17 protein-coding genes and 1 tRNA gene are annotated in these 17812 nt (G+C 66.9%); 6 read left to right on the plus strand and 12 right to left on the minus strand.

The features are described from left to right. Positions 1-3 precede the first annotated feature (3 nt). Positions 4-1104, minus strand: coding sequence for an aldo/keto reductase (locus tag GR702_RS13795; protein WP_160986479.1), 1101 nt, complete (start codon positions 1102-1104; stop codon positions 4-6). Positions 1105-1296: 192 nt separating this feature from the next. Here GR702_RS13795 and dcd point away from each other — a divergent pair, with 192 nt between their 5' ends. From dcd to GR702_RS13815, 4 genes are all read left to right on the plus strand, one after another. Further along, positions 1297-1851 (plus strand): dCTP deaminase, encoded by a 555-nt coding sequence (dcd, locus tag GR702_RS13800; RefSeq protein ID WP_160986557.1) that lies wholly within the window; start codon positions 1297-1299, stop codon positions 1849-1851. 150 nt (positions 1852-2001) lie between these two features. Then, the gene (locus GR702_RS13805; protein WP_160986480.1) at positions 2002-2586 is read left to right on the plus strand and encodes a DoxX family protein; all 585 of its coding nucleotides are present in this window, start codon (positions 2002-2004) and stop codon (positions 2584-2586) included. Between the two features lie 117 nt (positions 2587-2703). Continuing rightward, a tRNA-Val gene (locus GR702_RS13810) sits at positions 2704-2779 on the plus strand. Between the two features lie 407 nt (positions 2780-3186). Then, positions 3187-4287, plus strand: coding sequence for a GGDEF domain-containing protein (locus tag GR702_RS13815; RefSeq protein ID WP_160986481.1), 1101 nt, complete (start codon positions 3187-3189; stop codon positions 4285-4287). A 41-nt stretch (positions 4288-4328) separates the two neighbouring features. On the opposite strand, the gene GR702_RS13820 is transcribed toward GR702_RS13815, so the two are convergent. The 4 genes from GR702_RS13820 to GR702_RS13835 all read right to left on the minus strand — a co-directional run bounded on the left by GR702_RS13820 (position 4329) and on the right by GR702_RS13835 (position 9396). Further along, positions 4329-5249 carry an SDR family NAD(P)-dependent oxidoreductase gene (locus tag GR702_RS13820; protein ID WP_160986482.1) on the minus strand — a complete coding sequence of 307 codons (921 nt, stop codon included), beginning with the start codon at positions 5247-5249 and terminating at the stop codon, positions 4329-4331. Between the two features lie 53 nt (positions 5250-5302). Further along, positions 5303-6520, minus strand: coding sequence for a CaiB/BaiF CoA transferase family protein (locus tag GR702_RS13825; protein WP_160986483.1), 1218 nt, complete (start codon positions 6518-6520; stop codon positions 5303-5305). 117 nt (positions 6521-6637) lie between these two features. Beyond that, complete coding sequence (locus GR702_RS13830) at positions 6638-7780, minus strand: FAS1-like dehydratase domain-containing protein (protein ID WP_160986484.1); 1143 nt, start codon at positions 7778-7780, stop codon at positions 6638-6640. A 29-nt stretch (positions 7781-7809) separates the two neighbouring features. Continuing rightward, on the minus strand, positions 7810-9396 hold the full coding sequence (locus tag GR702_RS13835) for an acetate--CoA ligase (RefSeq protein ID WP_202408265.1): 1587 nt from the start codon (positions 9394-9396) through the stop codon (positions 7810-7812). A gap of 117 nt (positions 9397-9513) precedes the next feature. On the opposite strand from GR702_RS13835, the gene GR702_RS13840 reads away from it, so the two are divergent. After that, on the plus strand, positions 9514-10299 hold the full coding sequence (locus GR702_RS13840) for an IclR family transcriptional regulator (RefSeq protein ID WP_160986485.1): 786 nt from the start codon (positions 9514-9516) through the stop codon (positions 10297-10299). Between the two features lie 11 nt (positions 10300-10310). Here GR702_RS13840 and GR702_RS13845 read toward each other — a convergent pair whose 3' ends face one another. From GR702_RS13845 to GR702_RS13860, 4 genes are read right to left on the minus strand one after another with little or no spacing between them, the layout of a single operon-like run. Further along, complete coding sequence (locus tag GR702_RS13845; protein ID WP_160986486.1) at positions 10311-10760, minus strand: MaoC family dehydratase; 450 nt, start codon at positions 10758-10760, stop codon at positions 10311-10313. Next, positions 10760-12601: an acetyl/propionyl/methylcrotonyl-CoA carboxylase subunit alpha gene (locus GR702_RS13850; protein ID WP_160986487.1), complete on the minus strand. Its 1842-nt coding sequence runs from the start codon at positions 12599-12601 to the stop codon at positions 10760-10762. The genes GR702_RS13845 and GR702_RS13850 overlap by 1 nt, the downstream gene beginning before the upstream one ends. Continuing rightward, positions 12598-12909, minus strand: coding sequence for a DUF3088 family protein (locus GR702_RS13855; protein ID WP_160986488.1), 312 nt, complete (start codon positions 12907-12909; stop codon positions 12598-12600). Before GR702_RS13855 ends, GR702_RS13850 begins: the two co-directional genes overlap by 4 nt. Positions 12910-12914: 5 nt before the next feature. Continuing rightward, positions 12915-14516, minus strand: a complete 1602-nt coding sequence (locus tag GR702_RS13860) for a carboxyl transferase domain-containing protein (RefSeq protein ID WP_160986489.1) — start codon at positions 14514-14516, stop codon at positions 12915-12917. Between the two features lie 116 nt (positions 14517-14632). Between GR702_RS13860 and GR702_RS13865 the strand changes: the two genes are divergently transcribed. Next, on the plus strand, positions 14633-15535 hold the full coding sequence (locus GR702_RS13865) for a LysR family transcriptional regulator (protein ID WP_160986490.1): 903 nt from the start codon (positions 14633-14635) through the stop codon (positions 15533-15535). On the opposite strand, the gene GR702_RS13870 is transcribed toward GR702_RS13865, so the two are convergent. The 3 genes from GR702_RS13870 to GR702_RS13880 all read right to left on the minus strand — a co-directional run bounded on the left by GR702_RS13870 (position 15520) and on the right by GR702_RS13880 (position 17809). Then, positions 15520-16104 (minus strand): SURF1 family protein, encoded by a 585-nt coding sequence (locus GR702_RS13870; protein ID WP_160986491.1) that lies wholly within the window; start codon positions 16102-16104, stop codon positions 15520-15522. The two genes, GR702_RS13865 and GR702_RS13870, sit on opposite strands and share 16 nt — an antisense overlap. A gap of 180 nt (positions 16105-16284) precedes the next feature. Beyond that, entirely contained in the window at positions 16285-17106 is an 822-nt protein-coding gene (locus GR702_RS13875; RefSeq protein WP_160986559.1) for a cytochrome c oxidase subunit 3, read from the minus strand. A gap of 85 nt (positions 17107-17191) precedes the next feature. Then, positions 17192-17809: a cytochrome c oxidase assembly protein gene (locus GR702_RS13880; protein WP_160986492.1), complete on the minus strand. Its 618-nt coding sequence runs from the start codon at positions 17807-17809 to the stop codon at positions 17192-17194. Between the last annotated feature and the right edge of the window lie 3 nt (positions 17810-17812).

The following is a 17812-nucleotide window of genomic DNA, read 5'->3' on the forward strand; positions in this document are numbered from 1 at the left end:
CCGTCATGCCGGCAGGGGCGCATCCGCTTCCACCAGCCGCGCGCGCCGCAGCGCGGTCCAGAACTCCGCCGGAACCTTCGCGCGGACCGATGCAGCGTTCTGCGAGGCTTGCGTGGCCGAGCGCGCGCCGGGGATGATCGCAGAGACCGCCGGGTGCGCCATCGCGAACTGCAGCGCCGCGGTGCGCAGGTCCGTCCCGTGCTGCTGCGCGAGCGCCGCGACCTTGGCGCGCTTCGCCCGCATTTCGGGCGGCACCGGCTTGTAGTTGAACCGCTCCCCGCCCGCGAGGAAGCCGTCGTTCAGCGGCGCTCCCACGACGATCGAGGCGCCGCGCTTCTCCGCCAGTGGGAACAGCTTGTCGAGCGCCTCGGCATGCTTGACGATGGAATACTGCGTCGCCGAGAGGATGATGTCGGGGTCGGCCACCTCGAACGCCTTGAGCGCAGGAGGCAGTGTGTTCACGCCAAGGCCCCAGCCCTTGATGAGCCCTTCCTCGCGCATCCGCGTGAGTTCGGGGAAGGCCCCGGCACGCGCCTGCTCGAAGTATTCGGTCCAGCGATCACCCATGTCGGCATTGTCGGGCGACAGGTCGTGGACGAACACCACGTCGAGCCGCGACATGCCCAGGCGCTGCAGGCTCTGCTCGACGGAGCGGCGCACGCCCTCGGCGCTGTAGTCGTAAACGTGGCGCATGGGCGGCACCATGGCCCAGTTGCCGACCTTGGTTCCTGCCACTTTCGCGTCGGGCACGAGCACCCGCCCGACCTTGGTGGAAAGGGTGAACGCATCGCGCGGCTTGTCGTCGAAGAACGTCCCGAAACGCCGCTCGGAAAGGCCGAGGCCGTACCAGGGCGAGGTGTCGAAGTAGCGCACGCCTTCGTCCCAGGCGGCCTGCAGGATGCCCTGCGCCTGGTCGGCGGGCGTCGGGAAGTGGTTGCTGCCCACTTGCGTTCCGCCGATGCCGAGGCGACCGGCCGGGCGGAACCGGGCAGACGGCGGGTTCTGCGGCAGTGGTTCCGCAGCGTTCGCGCGCGCCGGAGCGCCCGACATGGCTGCGAGCGCGCCTGCGGTGGCGCCGGCGATAAACGTGCGTCGACTGGTCATGGCATCGGACCTCGTGCGAAGGATGGGAATGCTGCCTGCAACGCGCCTTGCCCGGCGAAGTTCGCGACCGACGGCGTGACAAAGCATTTCCAGGGCGCATCCGCACCTCTTCCGGCGCCTTTCGACAGGTCCGTGTGGACAAGTGCACGAGCGGGCCTTGCCCGTCCGGCGACCATCGTCGATCACTTGCCCATGTCTATCCTCAGCGACAAGTGGATCCGTGAGCAGGCGCTCGAAAACGGCATGGTCGAGCCGTTCGTCGAGGCGCAGCGGCGGGACGGGTGCATTTCCTACGGGCTTTCCTCCTATGGCTACGACGCGCGTGTGGCCGACGAGTTCAAGATCTTCACCAATGTCGATTCGGCGGTGGTCGATCCCAAGGATTTCGCCAGCAACTCATTCGTCGACCGCAAGACCGACGTCTGCGTGATCCCGCCCAACTCCTTCGCGCTTGCCCGCACAGTGGAATACTTCCGCGTGCCGCGCGACGTGCTGGTGATCTGCCTTGGCAAGAGCACGTATGCCCGCTGCGGCATCATCGTGAACGTCACTCCGCTGGAGCCGGGCTGGGAAGGCCACGTAACGCTGGAATTCTCGAACACCACGCCGCTGCCCGCCAAGATCTACGCCAACGAGGGCGCGTGCCAGTTCCTGTTCCTCAAGGGCAACGAACCGTGCGAGGTCAGCTATGCGGACCGCGCGGGCAAGTACATGGGACAGCGCGGAGTGACGCTTCCCCGTCTCTAAAGGCCGCTTCTGAAGTCCAGCCTCTGAGAGTCCTCCTTCCGGAAGCGGGCCTGGCACCAAGGTAAGCGCCCGCTGCGCTGCTTGTGCCGGGAACAATCCCGCAGCCTGCCCGCTTCTCCCGGCAACACCCTACTGGCCGGGAGACATGCCTTGTCGAAGATCGCCGCCATTATCGGGCGCATCCTGATCGCCCTCATCTTCATATTTTCCGGTGCAGGCAAGCTGATGGACATCGGCAGCACCGAGACCATGATGGTCGCCGCCGGCATGCCGTCGGGACTTGCCATCCCCGCCGCCCTGTTCGAACTGATCGCGGGCCTGTGCCTTGCCGCCGGCTTCATGGTGCGCCTGGTCTCGGCCCTCCTCATCGCCTTCGTGGCGCTGACCATCCTGTTCTTCCACGCCCAGATCGGCGATCCGATGCAGCGCATCGCGGCGCTCAAGAACCTGGCGATCATCGGCGGCCTGGCGCTCGCCTTCGCGCATAGCCAGATGTGGAGCCACTACTACGCGATCCGGACCGAGCGGCGCGGCGAAGTGGCTGCCCGCACCTCGGAGGACCGCGTGCGCGACGCCGAGCTGCGTGCCGCCCGCGCCGAGGCACGGGCCGATGCGCTGGCCCACGGCACGCCCACGACAGTCACCGCCCACCACGAGCCGCGCACCGTCGTCACCGACGTGAACCGCGACGGCATCCCCGAAGTGCGCCGCCGCCGCCGCTTCTTCGACTGGTAAGATCCCCCGCCGCCGACCGGCCCTGCCGCAAGCAGGGCCGGTTCGAAAGCGGGACTACGCTGCAAGGGCATTGACGGCGCGCCCAAAAGCCATCATGAGCGCGCCACCATATGGCGCGGGCGGTTAGCTCAGTTGGTAGAGCATCTCGTTTACACCGAGAGGGTCGGGGGTTCGAGCCCCTCACCGCCCACCATGGCCGAGGCGCCGGCTTCGAACGCCGGTACCCTCACGCCGATGCTTCAGACGATCGTTGCGACTACCCCGGCGATGGCGAGCCACAAGGCCGCCGTCGCGGCGAGGATCAGCGGAATGTCGAAGCGGGGAACCTCGATCTTGACGTTCTCGGGATTGAGCATGTCGGACCTGTTTTTTCTGCGTCGCGTCTGGCAACCTCTCTGGTGATGGAACGGCGTACCGCTGCCGAAGTTCCGCAAACGCCTGCCCGGTGCCGTGCCGCCGCCGCTGGCCGAGCTTCTGCGCGAGCCTGCGTCCAGCCTGAACGATCGCGCACCGTGCCGTGCAGGGACATGCCTGCGGGACTACTCGCAAGTCCCTGAATTTCGTGTATTGCAGCCCGCTCGCGAACCACGACTCCGAGCCATGACGCAGTCAGACCCCTTAGCTGAAAAAGTCTACGTCGAGCTGGTTCGCAGTCTCTATGCGAACGTCCTGCCCTCGAAGATCATGCTGGGCGTCACAGGGCTATATGTCCTGCTCGTGGGCAGGAGCGTAGGCTCGCCTGTGCTGTGGACTTTGGGAGCGGCCACCTGCGCCGCCTGTGTCCTACGCGTCAGCATCACCGTTGCACTTCGCCGCCGGGCGATGACCGCCCCGCTCGACCGGGCCGGGGCGCGCCGCCTCGAACTGACGTTCGCGCTGCCCTATTACCTCTACGCGATCCTGCTGGGGCTGGTGGGCGGTTACGTCTTCCTGGAAACCGACCCTCAGGCGCAGATGCTGACGATCTGCGTCCTCGTCGGCTACTGCGCCGGCGTCGCCACCGGCACCGGGCTGCGGCCCTTCGTCGCGATCCCGAGCATGTGCATGGCGATCGGCCCGGCCATCGCCGCCGCCCTGCTGCAGTTCGAGCCCGTCCACGCGGGCATGGCTCTCATCGCGCTGGCTTTCCTTGCCGGAGGGTCGCAGTCCGTGCTCGCCCAGCACCGGCTCGTCAGGACGGAAATCGGCAAGCGCCTGACCTCGGTCTCGCTGGCCCGGCGCGATGGACTGACCGCCCTGCCCAACCGCCTTGCCCTGCGCGAATACTTCGAGGAGAACGCCGTGCTGCTCGGCCCCGGCAGCGTGGTCGCGGTGCATTACCTCGATCTCGACGGGTTCAAGCCGGTGAACGACCGGTATGGCCATGCAGCGGGTGACGAAGTGCTCGCGAGTGTCGCCGACCGTCTGCGGGGTGCGGTGCGCAGCGGCGACATCGTCGCCCGGCTCGGCGGGGACGAGTTCGGCATCGTCCAGTTCGGGCTCAACCGCAACGAGGAGGCGGACCTTCTGGCGCGCCGCATCGTCGCGGCCATCGCACAGCCGTTCCACATGGGCGAGGACGTGATCCAGATCTCCGCCTGCGTGGGCACCGTGCTGTCGAACGAAAGCGGCACCGATCTTGAGGATCTGCTGCGCAGCGCAGACGCGAAGCTCTACCAGGCGAAGCGCAGCCGCCCCGCCGCAGGTACGCTGGCGTTCTGAACGTTCCGGCCGCTCAGGCCCGAACGTTCAGGCTCAAGCGCTCAGGCCGACGCGCCTTTGCGGATCATCGCGAAACCGTGAAGCAGGTGTTCCAGCTGTCCGTCCGGAACCGGAGGGAAGGCCAGGGCCTCGCCGCTATCGCGAATCGCCGCGATCTGCGCGGCCACGTCCTCGACCGACCACTGGGGACGATAGACGCCGCCGTTCTCCGTCACGCGCGCTCGCGCCAGCCGCCCGCCCATCGCCACGTACATCTCGCCCGTCGCCATCGACGTTTCATGGCACAGGTAAGCGACCATGGGGGCGACCTGCTCGGGCTCCATCGGCGGGAACCTGCTGGTGTCGATGCCTTCCGACATGCGGGTGACGGCGGCGGGGACGATCACATTCGAACGGACATCGGCGTGCTGCCCCTCGATAGCGGCAGTGTTCGACAGGCCCATGAACGCCGCCTTGCACATCGCGTACGTCGCGTTGTCCGCCTTGCCGTAGAGCCCGTTGATCGACCCGGTTAGCACGATGCGCCCATAGCCCTGCGCCATCATGCGCGGAAACGCCTCGCGCACGACATGGTAGGCGCCCTTGAGATGGACATCGAGCACGGCCGTGAAATCCTCGTAGGCGAGTTCGCTCAGCGATCCGCGCCGTACGTTGCCTGCTGAATGGATCAGGATGTCGATCCGACCGAAGACATCGAGCGCAGCATCGACGATCGCTTTCCCGCCCTCCGGCGTGGCGACGCTGTCGGTGCTGGCGATGGCCTCTCCGCCCAAAGCGCGGATCTCGGCGGCAAGGGCCTGTGCCGGACCCTCCGCCGTGGCGTCCCCCGCCATAGAGACGCCGGGATCGTTGACGACGACCTTGCAACCCCGGCTCGCCAGCAGCAGTGCATGGGCGCGGCCAAGCCCTCGCCCGCCGCCGGTGATCACCGCGACGCGGCCATCGAAGCGAAGGTCTGGCATGTGTGATCTCCCGCTGGTCTGGCTATGCGCGCGACCTTACCCGCGCCGCGCACTCACGCAACGATGGCCGAGGCCCGAAGCGCCGCGATTCGCTCGGGCGATAGATCGAGCACTTCGGCAAGGATCGCGTCGGTATGCTGGCCGAGCACCGGCGGCGCATGGGGCGCGGGCTGCTCGGCGTCGGTGAAGCGGATCGGGCGGTTGACGATGGGGATTGGCCCGAGCGCTGCGTGCTGCGTCTCCACCACCATTCCGCGCGCAACCGCCTGCGGCTGCGCCAGCGCCTCGGTGACGCCAAGGATCGGGGCATGCGGCACCTCGTGCGCGGTGAATATCTCCACCAGATCCGCAACGGTGTGCCGCTGGGTGAAAGCGGCGACGATTGCATTGACCTCCTCGCGCGCGTCGCGGCGCTTTTCCAGCGTGTCGAAGCGCGGATCGTTGCAGAGGTCCTCCTGGCCGATCGAGCGGCAGATGCGGCTCCAGAAACCCGGTGTGAGGCAGGCGATGACGATGGAGCCCTCCCGCGCCGGGAAGATGCCGTAGGGGACGAGGTTCGGGTGCTGGGAGCCGACGCGCTGGGGGTCGCAGCCGTTGAAGAAAGCAAGCTGCGCAATGTAGCCGAGCATCCCCATCAACCCGTCCATGAGGCTGATGTCGATGTGTCGGCCAAGGCCGGTCCGCTCGCGTTCGTAGAGCGCCGAAAGGATGCCGATGGGGCCGTTGATGCCGCCCACCAGGTCACCCAGCGGTATGCCCAGCTTGGTCGGCAGCGCGCCCGGCTCCCCGTTCATCGACAGCGCGCCGGACATGGCCTGGAGCACGATGTCGAAGCTGGGGCGGTCCCTCAGCGGCCCGGTCTGCCCGTAACCCGAGATCGAGCAGTAGATAAGGCGCGGGTTGATGTGGTGCATTTCCTCCCACCCGAGCCCCAGCCGCTTCATGACGCCCGGACGGTAGTTCTCCACCAGCACGTCGCAGCGCCCGGCGAGATCCTTGACCAGAGCCAGCCCTTCGGCACTCTTGAGGTCGACGACTATAGACTTCTTCCCGCGGTTGACCGCGAGGTAGTAGTGGCTCTCACCTTCGCGCATCGGCGGGAAGCTGCGCGTCTCGTCGCCAGTGCCCGGCGGCTCTATCTTGAATACTTCGGCGCCCATGTCGGCCAGCGCAAGGCTTGCCGCGGGACCGGCGAGAACACGCGTAAAGTCCATCACGCGCACCCCTGCAAGGGGGCCGGCCCAGGTCGATGATGCAGCGCCCTCGCTCATCGCGTCACTTGCTTTCTTTTTCGGTCTGCCCGTTGATCCCGGCACGCGGCCGCTCTCCTGTCCCTTCCGCCGAGACCATGCCCGGCGAAAGGAAGGACGTCGCGTCGGTGCCGCAAATCAGCCCTTAGTGGGCAGTTTCGCAACCGAGGTTCCGAAGGCCGAAAGCTCATCGCGATGGGTGGTCGCCTTCTGCGCGACCTCGACGTAGCTCTTGCCGTTCTCAACGAACTTGCGCGTCACCTCGCCGGTCAGGATCATCGCATCGCCGTCCGGATTGTGGCGGCGAATCTGACAGTTCGACTTGTGCAGGAAGCCGTCGTCGCCGATCCAGTCGGTCATGTGATGGGTCAGCCACGAGCAGCGCTCCGGGCCGTAGTCGTAGGCCCCCGGCGCACCGACCTCGAGCGCGAAAGCTTCGTCCCAGTGCACGCGCTCGGGGCAGTCCGGCACGTTGAAGCGGTTGCGGATACCAAGGCCCGGGTGCGCCTTCTGCATCTTGTACGCCAGCTTGTTGGCGCGGATGTAGAGGCCACCCCACCCTTGCGCATAGCAGATGAAGCCGGTGACGGTCATCGGGCCCTTCATCATCGGCGGCAGCTTGTCGCCCACGTTCACGTCCTCGAAGTAACGCGGGATCGCGCCGCGCTGCTCTTCCTGGTCGTAGATCTCGTAGAACTCGTCGAGCTGCTCCTGCGTGAAGGGCTCCACGCGGCCGCGCGCCTCGGTGTACTTGGTGCCACGCTCGCGCGCCTCGTCGCGGTCGGTGCGGAACACCCAGCTGTCGGCGCCGGCAACGTGGTCGCCGTTCTGGTTGTAGAAATCGACGTGGTAGATCTGCTGGAATGAACGGCCCGCGAACCTGGTCTGGTGCTCGACAAGGTCCTTGAGGTACGGCACGGTTGTGATGGTGTCGCCGCGCAGGACCGGCTTGTGCCAGGTCCAGTCCGCACCCGCCCACATTGCGTGAACGCCCGAGAGGCCGCCGCAGTAGCCCGAGACGATGCGGCTGGTGGTGAACAGGAACGAGGGCAGCGCGACGATCGTGCCGTACTTCGTCTTCGAGGCGTATTCCGGATCGCACCAGAGCGGATTATCGTCGCCGATGCCGTGCGCGTAGTGCCGGATGGCGTCGCGGGTCGCCTCGTAGTTCCAAGGCTCGACTGTGTTCTCGATCTTGACGCCGATGCGCTGGCGCAGATCATCAAGTCCTTCCTCGGTGATCTTGGGGAACTTGTTCCTGGGTTCTGCTGTAGTGGCCATTTCTTACTCCTCGATCCTTGTGATTGTTTTCAGGCGACGGCTTCCGCCGCCTTCGCGGCCTCGCGGTCGCGCAGCATCTTGCGATGGACCTTGCCGGCGGGGTTCTTGGGCAGCTCGTCGACGAACTCGACGATGCGCGGAAATTCATGCTGGGCGAGGCGTTCACGCGTGAAGTCCTGAAGCTCGCGGACCAGCGTATCCGAGCCCTCGCGGTTGGCGACGACGAAGGCCTTGACGACCTGCCCGCGCTGCGCATCCGGCACACCGATAACGCCGCATTCGAGCACGGCATCGTGGCGCAGCATGGTGTTCTCGATCTCGACCGCGGACATCGTCCAGCCTGCCGAGATAATCACGTCGTCCGCGCGCCCGCAGTGATAGAAGTAGCCGTCCTCGTCGATCTTCGCGCGGTCCTTGGTGGTCATCCACCCGCCGCCTCTCCACAGCATCAGCTCGCCGATCTCGCCCGGATCGCAGGCGGTTCCGTCGCCCCGCTGGACCTCCAGCTTCTGTCCCGGAACTGCCTTGCCTAGGGAGCCGGGCTTCACCGTGAAGTCGTCCGCGCCAGGATAGTTCACCAGCACCACGCCGATCTCGGTGGTGCCGTACATCGAGCAGGCTGACACCTTGAACCACGTGTCGATCCATTCCAGCGTCGCCGGGTCGATCGGCTCGCCGGTAAAGGAGAGCTTGTCGAAGTGGAACGCGAAGTCCGCCGCCGCGCCGCTGTTCTTCATCATGCGGTAGTGCGTCGCCGCCGCCGACATGTTGGTGATGCCAAAGTCGTCCAGTGCCTTCATCAGGCGCACCGGATCGAAGCGGCCCGCGAAAGTGCCGGTCGTCACCCCCATGGCCAGCGGCGCAAGCGTGCCGTGCCACAGGCCATGGCCCCATGCCGGGCTCGATGGGCAGAAGAACTCGTCGCCGGGACGAATGCCGGTGCCATAGAGCGCGGCGAACATCAGAGTGACGAGCGTGCGGTGCGAATGCTTCACCGCTTCCGGCAGTTCGCGCGTGGTGCCGCTGGTATACTGGAATACGGCCATGTCGTTGGCCCTGGTCCGTGGCGTGTAGCTGGTCGGCAGGCCGGAAAGCGAAGCCAGGAACGCATTGTCCGCCACGATCACGCGCGGCTTGCCATCGACCGCCACCGAGCGCGCCAGTTCCGCCTTCTCGGCATTGGTGACAAGGATCGAGGGCTCGCAGTCACCCACCCGCAGGCGCAGGGCGTCGGGACCGAAGAGAGTGAACAGCGGCACCGAGATCGCGCCTGTCTGCATCGCGCCGAACAGGCAGACATAGAAGGGCAGCGACGGCTCGAGCATGAAGGCGATCCGCTCGCCCGGCTGCACGCCTTCTGCGTCAAGCCAGTGCGCGAACCTGGCCGCGCCGGCGGCGATCGTGTCGAAGGTCAACACTTCGTCGCTGCCGTCGGCATGGGCGATGCGCACCGCTGCCCGGCTTGAACCATCGGCATGACGCGTCACGCATTCGTGCGCGATGTTGAAGTATTCCCGGTCGCCGTCGAACAGCTCCCAGAGCGCCGCAGAGGAGGCGTGCGCCTGCGCATCGGCATAGCGCGTGTAGTTTGTAAGCCCCGCAATCACCCTGGCCATCAACCGTCCCCGTCATGCCAGGCCGAATCACGTCGGCAGGCGATTGTCCTTGTGTTCAGCACGGACTGACATAGTTCGCTTGATCTTGTAAATATTGAATGTTATTCTATATATTGAATGATTAGCCAAACTGTACCTGCACCGACGGCCAGCAAGGCCCCTGCCATCGCCCGCGCCGCTGCGGCCCTGCGCCTGCTCGGCCGCAGCGAGGCGCCTCTAGGCGTGCAGGCGATCGCCCGCGAACTCGGGCTCGTGCCAAGCACCTGCCTCTATGTGCTGAGAGCGCTCGTGGCCGAGGAACTGGTAGCTTTCGACGCCGACACCAAGCGCTACAGCCTTGATGCAGGCGTGCTCACGCTCGCCCGCGCGTGGCTGCGACGCGACCAGTTCAACGACTTGGCGCAAGGCCCGCTCGACCGTCTCGCGCGCGAGTTCGGGATCACCACGCTCGGCGTCCAGCTTTTCGGGCTCGACCGCATCATCGTCACCGCGATGTCGCAGTCGGGGCAGAACTTCCAGCTCTCTACCCAAGTCGGCAGCCGCTTCCCGGCGCTGGTCTCGGCCACGGGTCGCTGCATCGCCGCTTTCGGAGGCTATCGGATGAACGACCTTAGGCCGAGATTCGACGCCCTGCGCTGGGACGAGGCGCCGAGCTGGGAGGAGTGGCTGGCGCAGGTCGAGGAGGCGCGCGACACCGGGATCGGCGTGGACGCAGGCCACTACATCGCCGGAGTGACCGTCATCGCGGCGCCGGTGTGGAAGGGTGGCCGCGATGCCGCGCGCGCGCCGAGCCATGCACTGGTCGCCATCGGCATCGGTGCTGCCATGCGCAGCGAACTGCCGCGCATCAAGGACGCGCTGAAAGGCGCCGCGCGGTCACTGGGCGATCAGCTGGCAGGGTAGGCGGGTCCGCCTCAGCCCTTCTTCTTCAGCAGGACCGTGCGCAGCATCGAGAGCGCGACCTCGCCGCGCTGGTTGGTCAACTCGTGCCGGAACACGACGATGCCCTGCCCGGGGCGCGACTTGCTCTCGCGCATTTCCACCACTTCGCTGGAGCAGGTGAGCGTGTCGCCGATGAAGGTGGGCTTGGGCGTCACCACCTTGTCGAAGCCGAGGTTGGCGACGAGCGTGCCCACCGTCGTGTCCGCGATCGAGAGGCCCACAGCGAGGCTGAAGGTGAAGGTGGAGTTGACGAGGATCTGCCCGAACTCGCTCGCCTTGGCCGCCTCCGCGTCGAGGTGCAGCGGCTGCATGTTGTGCGTCATCGCCGAGAACAGCAGGTTGTCCGTCTCGGTGACGGTGCGGCTGGGCTGGTGGGTGATATGGTCGCCCACCAGCCATTCCTCGAAGAAACGTCCGGGCATCAGGCAGTCTCCTCGATCCGGGCGAGCAGCGCCTCGACCTGCACCTGCTGGCCTGCGCCGGCGTTGAGTTCCGCGACCACGCCATCGAACGGCGCGGTGAGGGTATGCTCCATTTTCATCGCTTCCAGCGTCAGGAGCTTCTGGCCCTTGGTGACAGCCTGCCCCTCGCTCACGTCCACCGCGATGACCTTGCCCGGCATCGGCGCCAGGATCGCGCCCGAGCCCGCCGCGGCGCCATGCGCTCCGTCGCGACGCCAGGGCTCCAGCAGCCAGGCCTGCCCCTGCTCGGTGACGAGCACGCCGTTCGCGGGCTCCTCGCTCCCTTCTCCTTCAAGCGCGATCTCGATCTTCTCGCCGTCCAGCAGGAACCACGCCTTGCGCGCCGGGGCGGCATTGAGCCTGAGCCCGGGTGCCAGCACCGCCGGGACCAGCGCCTCCGCCGCCGTCTGCAGCGCCTCGTCCGAGGGCACCGGCGGCTGGCTGAGCACCTCTCCGTCCCGGCCGATCAGCCTGGTATCGACCCTGCCGGCGGCAAAGTCGCAATGCTGCAGCGCCATCACGAGGAACGAGGCGTTGGTGCGCACCGGCCAGACTGCGCTGTCCTCCAGCATGGCGCCGAGCCGTTCTCGCGCCTCCTCGCGGTCCTCGCCCCAGGCGATCACTTTGGCGATCATCGGGTCGTAGAAGGGCGAGACTTCCGCCCCCTGATAGACACCCGTATCGATCCGCCCGCCTTCGGCCTCGCCGAACTGCAGGAGTTCAAGGCGACCGGTGCTGGGGAGGAAGCCCTTGGCCGGGTCCTCAGCATAGAGCCGCGCCTCCATTGCCCAGCCATCGATGGTCAGTTCCTCCTGCGAAAGCGGCAGCGGCTCCCCGCTCGCCACGCGCAGCTGCCATTCGACCAGATCGACGCCGGTGATCTCCTCGGTCACGGGATGCTCGACCTGCAGGCGGGTGTTCATTTCCATGAACCAGATGCGATCGGCGGACAGTGCGCCCGAACCATCGGCGATGAACTCGATCGTCCCTGCCCCCACGTAGTCCACCGCCCGGGCCGCGCGCACGGCGGCGGCGCAGAGCGCCTCGCGGGTGGCGGCATCCATTCCGGGAGCGGGCGCTTCCTCGATCACCTTCTGGTGGCGGCGCTGGAGCGAGCAGTCGCGCTCGAACAGGTGGACGACGTTGCCGTGGCTGTCGCCGAAGACCTGCACCTCGATGTGGCGGGGCGAGGCGATGTACTTCTCGATCAGGACATGGTCGTTGCCGAAGGAGCTTGCCGCCTCGCGCTTGCACGAGGCGAGCGCGTCGATGAAGGCGGCGGGGTCCTCGACCAGCCGCATGCCCTTGCCGCCGCCGCCCGCGACGGCCTTGATGAGCACGGGATAGCCGATCTTCGCCGCTTCCCCGGCCAGCGCTTCCGGCTCCTGGTTCTCGCCCATGTAGCCGGGCGTCACCGGCACTCCGGCGTCGGCCATGAGCTTCTTGGCCGCATCCTTGAGCCCCATCGCCGTGATCGAGGAGGGGTTCGGGCCCACCCATACGATCCCGGCATCCATCACCGCCTGCGCAAATTCCGCGTTCTCCGATAGAAAACCGTACCCCGGGTGGATCGCCTCAGCCCCGGTCGCGCTGGCAGCGGCAAGAATCTTCTCGGGCCTGAGATAGCTTTCGCGCGCCGCGCTCGGGCCGATGTGCACGGCCTCGTCCGCCTCGTGCACGTGAAGCGCGCCCGCATCAGCATCGGAGTAGACCGCGATGGTGCGGATGCCCAGCCGCCTCGCCGTGCGGATCACACGGCAGGCGATCTCGCCGCGGTTGGCGATGAGGAGGGATGTGATCATGGGTGACGCTCCGGGAAGCCGTGACGGGTGTTGAGCGCCTGCAGCAGCGCTTCGATCTCGTTAACGAACCCGCCCTCGGCAAAAGCGAGCGCGGGCAGGTTCTGGTTGGCCTCGCCGAGCCGGTCGACGACTTGCCTGCGGGGACGCGGCCAGCCTGCCCGCACGACTTCGATGTTCGCCGCCAGCTTTGGAAAGAGGGCGAGCAGGCCTTCCACTGTGACGCAGTCCTTGCAGTAGAAGCGGCGCTCGCCTCCGAACGCCGGGTCGGCCCAATCGGTCTCGAGCAAAAAAAGCGTGTCCTTGCCCATTGCCATCACATCCGGAACACCCCGAAGCGGGGTGCCTCCGGTGTCGGCGCTTCAAGGCAGGCCGAAAGCGCGAGGCCAAGCACGTCGCGGGTCTGGACGGGATCGATCACGCCATCGTCCCACAGGCGGGCGGTCGCGTAGTAGGGATTGCCCTCGTCCTCGTACTTCTGCCGGATCGGTGCCTTGAACGCCTCGGCTTCCTCGGCCGACCATGTCGCGGCATCGCGGTGGACGGTGGCGAGCACCGAGGCGGCCTGCTCGCCGCCCATGACCGAGATCCGCGCGTTGGGCCAGCTGAACAGGAAGCGCGGGTCGTAGGCCCGGCCGCACATCCCGTAGTTGCCCGCGCCGAACGAGCCCCCGATCAGCACCGTGAGCTTGGGCACTTGCGCAGTCGCCACGGCCGTGACCAGCTTGGCGCCGTGCTTGGCGATGCCTTCCGCCTCGTACTTGCCGCCGACCATGAAGCCCGAAATGTTCTGCAGGAACAGCAGCGGGATGCGGCGCTGGCACGCAAGCTCGATGAAGTGCGCGCCCTTCTGCGCGCTTTCCGAGAACAGCACGCCGTTGTTCGCGAGGATCGCCACCGGAATACCGTGGATATGCGCGAAGCCGCAGACGAGCGTCGCGCCGTAAAGCGCCTTGAACTCGTGGAACTCGGACCCGTCGACGATGCGGGCGATCACCTCGTGCACGTCGTAGGGCGCGCGCACGTCCTCGGGCACGATCGCGTAAAGCTCCTCCGCCGGATACCTTGGGGGCCGCGCCTCGCGGATTGCCAGATCCGGTTGGCAAGCCGGGCCGAGGTGGCTGACGATGTCGCGCACGATGGTGAGCGCGTGCTCGTCGTCCTCGGCCAGATGGTCCGTCACGCCCGACTTGCGGCTGTGGAGGTCGCCGCCACCAAGGTCCTCGGTGCTGATGACCTCGCCCGTCGCGGCCTGCACCAGCGGCGGCCCGGCCAGGAAGATTGTGCCCTGCTCCTTCACGATGACGCTCTCGTCGCTCATCGCCGGCACGTAGGCGCCGCCTGCCGTGCAGCTACCCATGACGCTGGCGATCTGCGGGATGCCTTTCGCGCTCATCTGCGCCTGGTTGTAGAAGAACCGCCCAAAGTGATCGCGGTCGGGAAAGACCTCGGCCTGGTTGGGAAGGTTCGCGCCGCCGCTGTCGACAAGGTAGACGCAAGGCAGGCGGTTCGCCTCGGCGATCTCCTGCGCTCGGATGTGCTTCTTCACCGTCATCGGGAAGTAGGTGCCGCCCTTCACCGTCGCATCGTTGGCGAAGATCATGCACTGGCGGCCCGAGACACGCCCGATGCCGGCGATGAGCCCCGCTCCGGGCACTTCGTCGCCATAGAGGCCGTTGGCGGCAAGCTGTCCGATCTCGAGGAACGGCGAGCCGGCATCCAGCAGCCGCTCCACCCGGTCGCGCGGCAGCAGCTTGCCGCGCGCCAGGTGCCGCTCGCGCGAGCGCTCGTCCCCCCCAAGCGCGGTCCGCGCCACCCGCTCGCGCAGTTCGACGGCAAGCGCACGGTTGTGCGCATCGCGTGCCCTGGCCACGGGACTGTCGAGATCGACGTTGCTCTGCAGGACCGGCGCGCTCATCCCTTATCCTTCGCTGCGGACGGCTGACAGCCGACCTCGATTTGCGGCATCTATTTAACCAAGGCCGAACGATGGCGGAAATTGAAAGTTTCCGCGCTTCGCCATAGACACGATCAATGATCGACCAGTACCTCCTGCGCTACTTCCTGAGCGTTGCGGAAACCGGCAGCTTCAGCCGCGCTGCCAAGCGGGTAAGCGTTACGCAGCCGACCCTCTCTACCGGCATCGCCCGGCTCGAGCGCGAACTGGGGGCGCAGCTGTTCGACAGGGGCCGGGGCGGGGGGCAGGCGCGCGGGGTTTCGCTGACGCCTGCGGGGAGCCGGTTCCTCGTCCGCGCCCGGCGCATTGCCGCCGAGTACGAACACGCGCTCGTCGAATTGAGCGAGGTGGCCGACCCCACGCTGCTGCGCATCGGGATCCTGAACACGATCCCCAACCGCATCGTCGAAGACTGGCTGATACGCCATCGCGCGCTGGCATCGGGCGAGGCGCTGGAGATCCTGGACGGCGGCGAGCGCGACATCGCCGAGCGGCTCGAACGTGGCCGCATCGATGTGGCGCTCACCGTGTTGCGGCCCCATCATGCGCGCTTCCATCCCGAACCGCTCGCGCGGGAGCGCTATATGATGGTCCTGCCGACCGACCATCGGCTCGCCGGGGAGAGCGAGGTGGAAGCCGAACACCTCGCCCGCGACCGCATGGCGCTGCGCCGCCACTGCGAGGCGCTGCCCCAGATCAACCGCTTTTTCGTGGAACGCGGCGTGCGGCCGCGCTTCGTGCTCAAGACCACGAGCGACGAGCGCGTGCTCTCCATCGTGCGCAGCGGCGCAGGGGTGGGCATGATGCCCGAATGCTTCGCCGGAGGGCCCGAGCACTTCGTCCCCGTCCGCGATTTCGAGCTGGTGCGCGAGATCGGCCTGCTCCACGCCGGCGACGCGCATCTGGGCGATGTGAATGGGAGCGGGGCGGTGTCCAGCCCCTTCCTGCAGTTGGTGCGCGAACACTACGCCCGGGGCTGATCCTTGCCTGCGGACTTGCCGCGCCTCACTGCCAGAACGTAGATCACCAGCGCCGTGGCGGCGAAGAGGAACCACTGCCCGGCGTAGGACAGGTGGTTGTTGGGCAGGTCCGAAGGGTCGGGCACGGCGTTGGCCTGCAGCCCGGCGACGGGAGGATCGGCCACGAGCCGCGGGCCCGGGGCGATCACGCCCGTGACCACTCCGCCCCGCCAGTCCCGCGCGGCCAGGGGCTGCTGCGACCACCCCATCACCACCAGTGCGGTCCCGCCGCCCGCAAGCGTGCACCTCGCGGTTTGCGCCACGCCCGGTTCGCCCGCCGCATTCCGCCCGGCGATGCCGCTGCGCAGGCCCACGCTCGCGCAGGTCAGGCGCGATTTGCGGTAGAGCATGTCGTCGCCCGGACCCGCCGGGCTCCACTCCACCGGTGCCGGGTTGGCGGTGGCAGCCACGTAACGGGCGAGCAGCGCCTCCTTCTCGTGCATTCGCCGCAGCTGCCAGAAGCCGAGCGACACCATCACGCCGACGGCGGCCATGACGACGATGGTGGCAAGTATGGGAATGCGGCGCATGGAAGGCTCCTATCGCCTCGCCCGAAGGATGGGAACGACCATCTTACGCAGGCCCTGCCGGCATCGCTTCGGGTTGTCCGGCAAGGCCGGCGCACCGAAGCGCCACACGCCGCCGTAAACGCGAAAGGGCAGCCGGGGTGGTCCCCGCTGCCCTTCGCTCCTGCCGACCTGCCGGCGCGATTAGTGGATGGGATGGCCCCAGCCGCCCCAGATATAGACGGCGACGAAGAGGAACAGCCACACCACGTCCACGAAGTGCCAGTACCAGGCAGCGGCCTCGAAACCGAAGTGCTGGCGCGGCGTGAAGTCGCCGTTGTACGCGCGCTTGAGGCACACGATCAGCATGATCGTGCCGACGATAACGTGGAAGCCGTGGAAGCCGGTCGCCATGTAGAAGGCCGAGCTATAGGTGTTGCCACCGAAGCCGAACGGCGCGTGCAGGTACTCGTAGGCCTGTATGCACGAGAACAGCAGGCCGAGCAGCACGGTCGCCCAAAGTCCCTTCTTGAGGCCGTCGCGGTCGCCATGGATCAGCGAATGATGCGCCCAGGTCACCGTGGTGCCCGAGCACAGCAGGATCAGCGTGTTGAGCAGGGGAAGCGCGAAGGGGTCCATCACCGCCTCGATCGCCTTGGGCGGCCACTGCCCGCCCACCGTCTCGGCCAGTTCGGAGGGGAACAGCGAGAAGTCGAAGAAGGCCCAGAACCACCCGACGAAGAACATCACTTCCGAGGCGATGAACAGGATCATGCCATAGCGCTGGTGCAGCTGCACGACCGGCGTGTGGTCGCCCGCGTGGGCTTCCTTGACGATCTTGGAGAACCACATGAACATCGAGGCCAGCAGGATCGCGAGGCCCGCCCAGGGAACGAACGCGCCGCCCGGCATGTCGTGCATGTACAGCACCATGCCGGACGTGAACACGAAGGCTCCGATCGTCGTCGCGAGCGGCGCGATGTCCGGCGGGAGGATATGGTAATCGTGGTTCTTCGTGCCAGCCATGGTGCCTTCGTCCCCGTTCATCCAATCTGTATGCCGCCTGCGCCGCTCCAGGCGGTCTATCACGCAGACGGTTCCCGTCGCGGCATTAACCGCCTGCTCGGGTTCGGTCCAGTGCCTTTGCGCCGTCCTGCGAAGTCGATCCCACCGACGTCACGTGGAAAGTATAGCTCAGGGTGATCTGTTCCACGTCCTTGTTGTCGGGATCGTCGAGTATCGCCGGATCGACATAGTAGAGCACCGGCATCCGCACTTCCTCGCCGGGCTTCAAGGTCTGCTCGGTGAAGCAGAAACACTGGATCTTGTTGAAGTAGCGCGCCGCCTGCTCGGGCTCGACATTGAAGCTCGCCGTGCCCGTCACCGTGGTGTCCGAGGTATTCTTCGCCCAGAACAGGGCCATGTCGCGCGCGCCGATGGAAACGGTGTCCGTCCGCTGCAGCGGCTTGAACTGCCAGGGCATGTCGCGCCCGACGTTGGCATCGAAACGGATCGATATCGTCCGTCCGCTGTCCTGCACCGTTGCCGCCTTCGCCTCGTCGGCGCGCTGCGTGGTGCCGCCAAAGCCGGTGGCCTGGCAGAACATGCGGTAAAGGGGAACCGAGGCATAGCCCAGGCCCAGCATCGCGAGCGACGCCGACAGCGCCATGAGCGCGACCCGGCGGTTGCGCACCCTTCGCGATGGTTCGAGCCGGGCGGCGGTCGTCATCGC

Origin of the sequence: Novosphingobium silvae (assembly GCF_009856825.1) — a bacterium.
GTDB lineage: Bacteria > Pseudomonadota > Alphaproteobacteria > Sphingomonadales > Sphingomonadaceae > Novosphingobium > Novosphingobium silvae.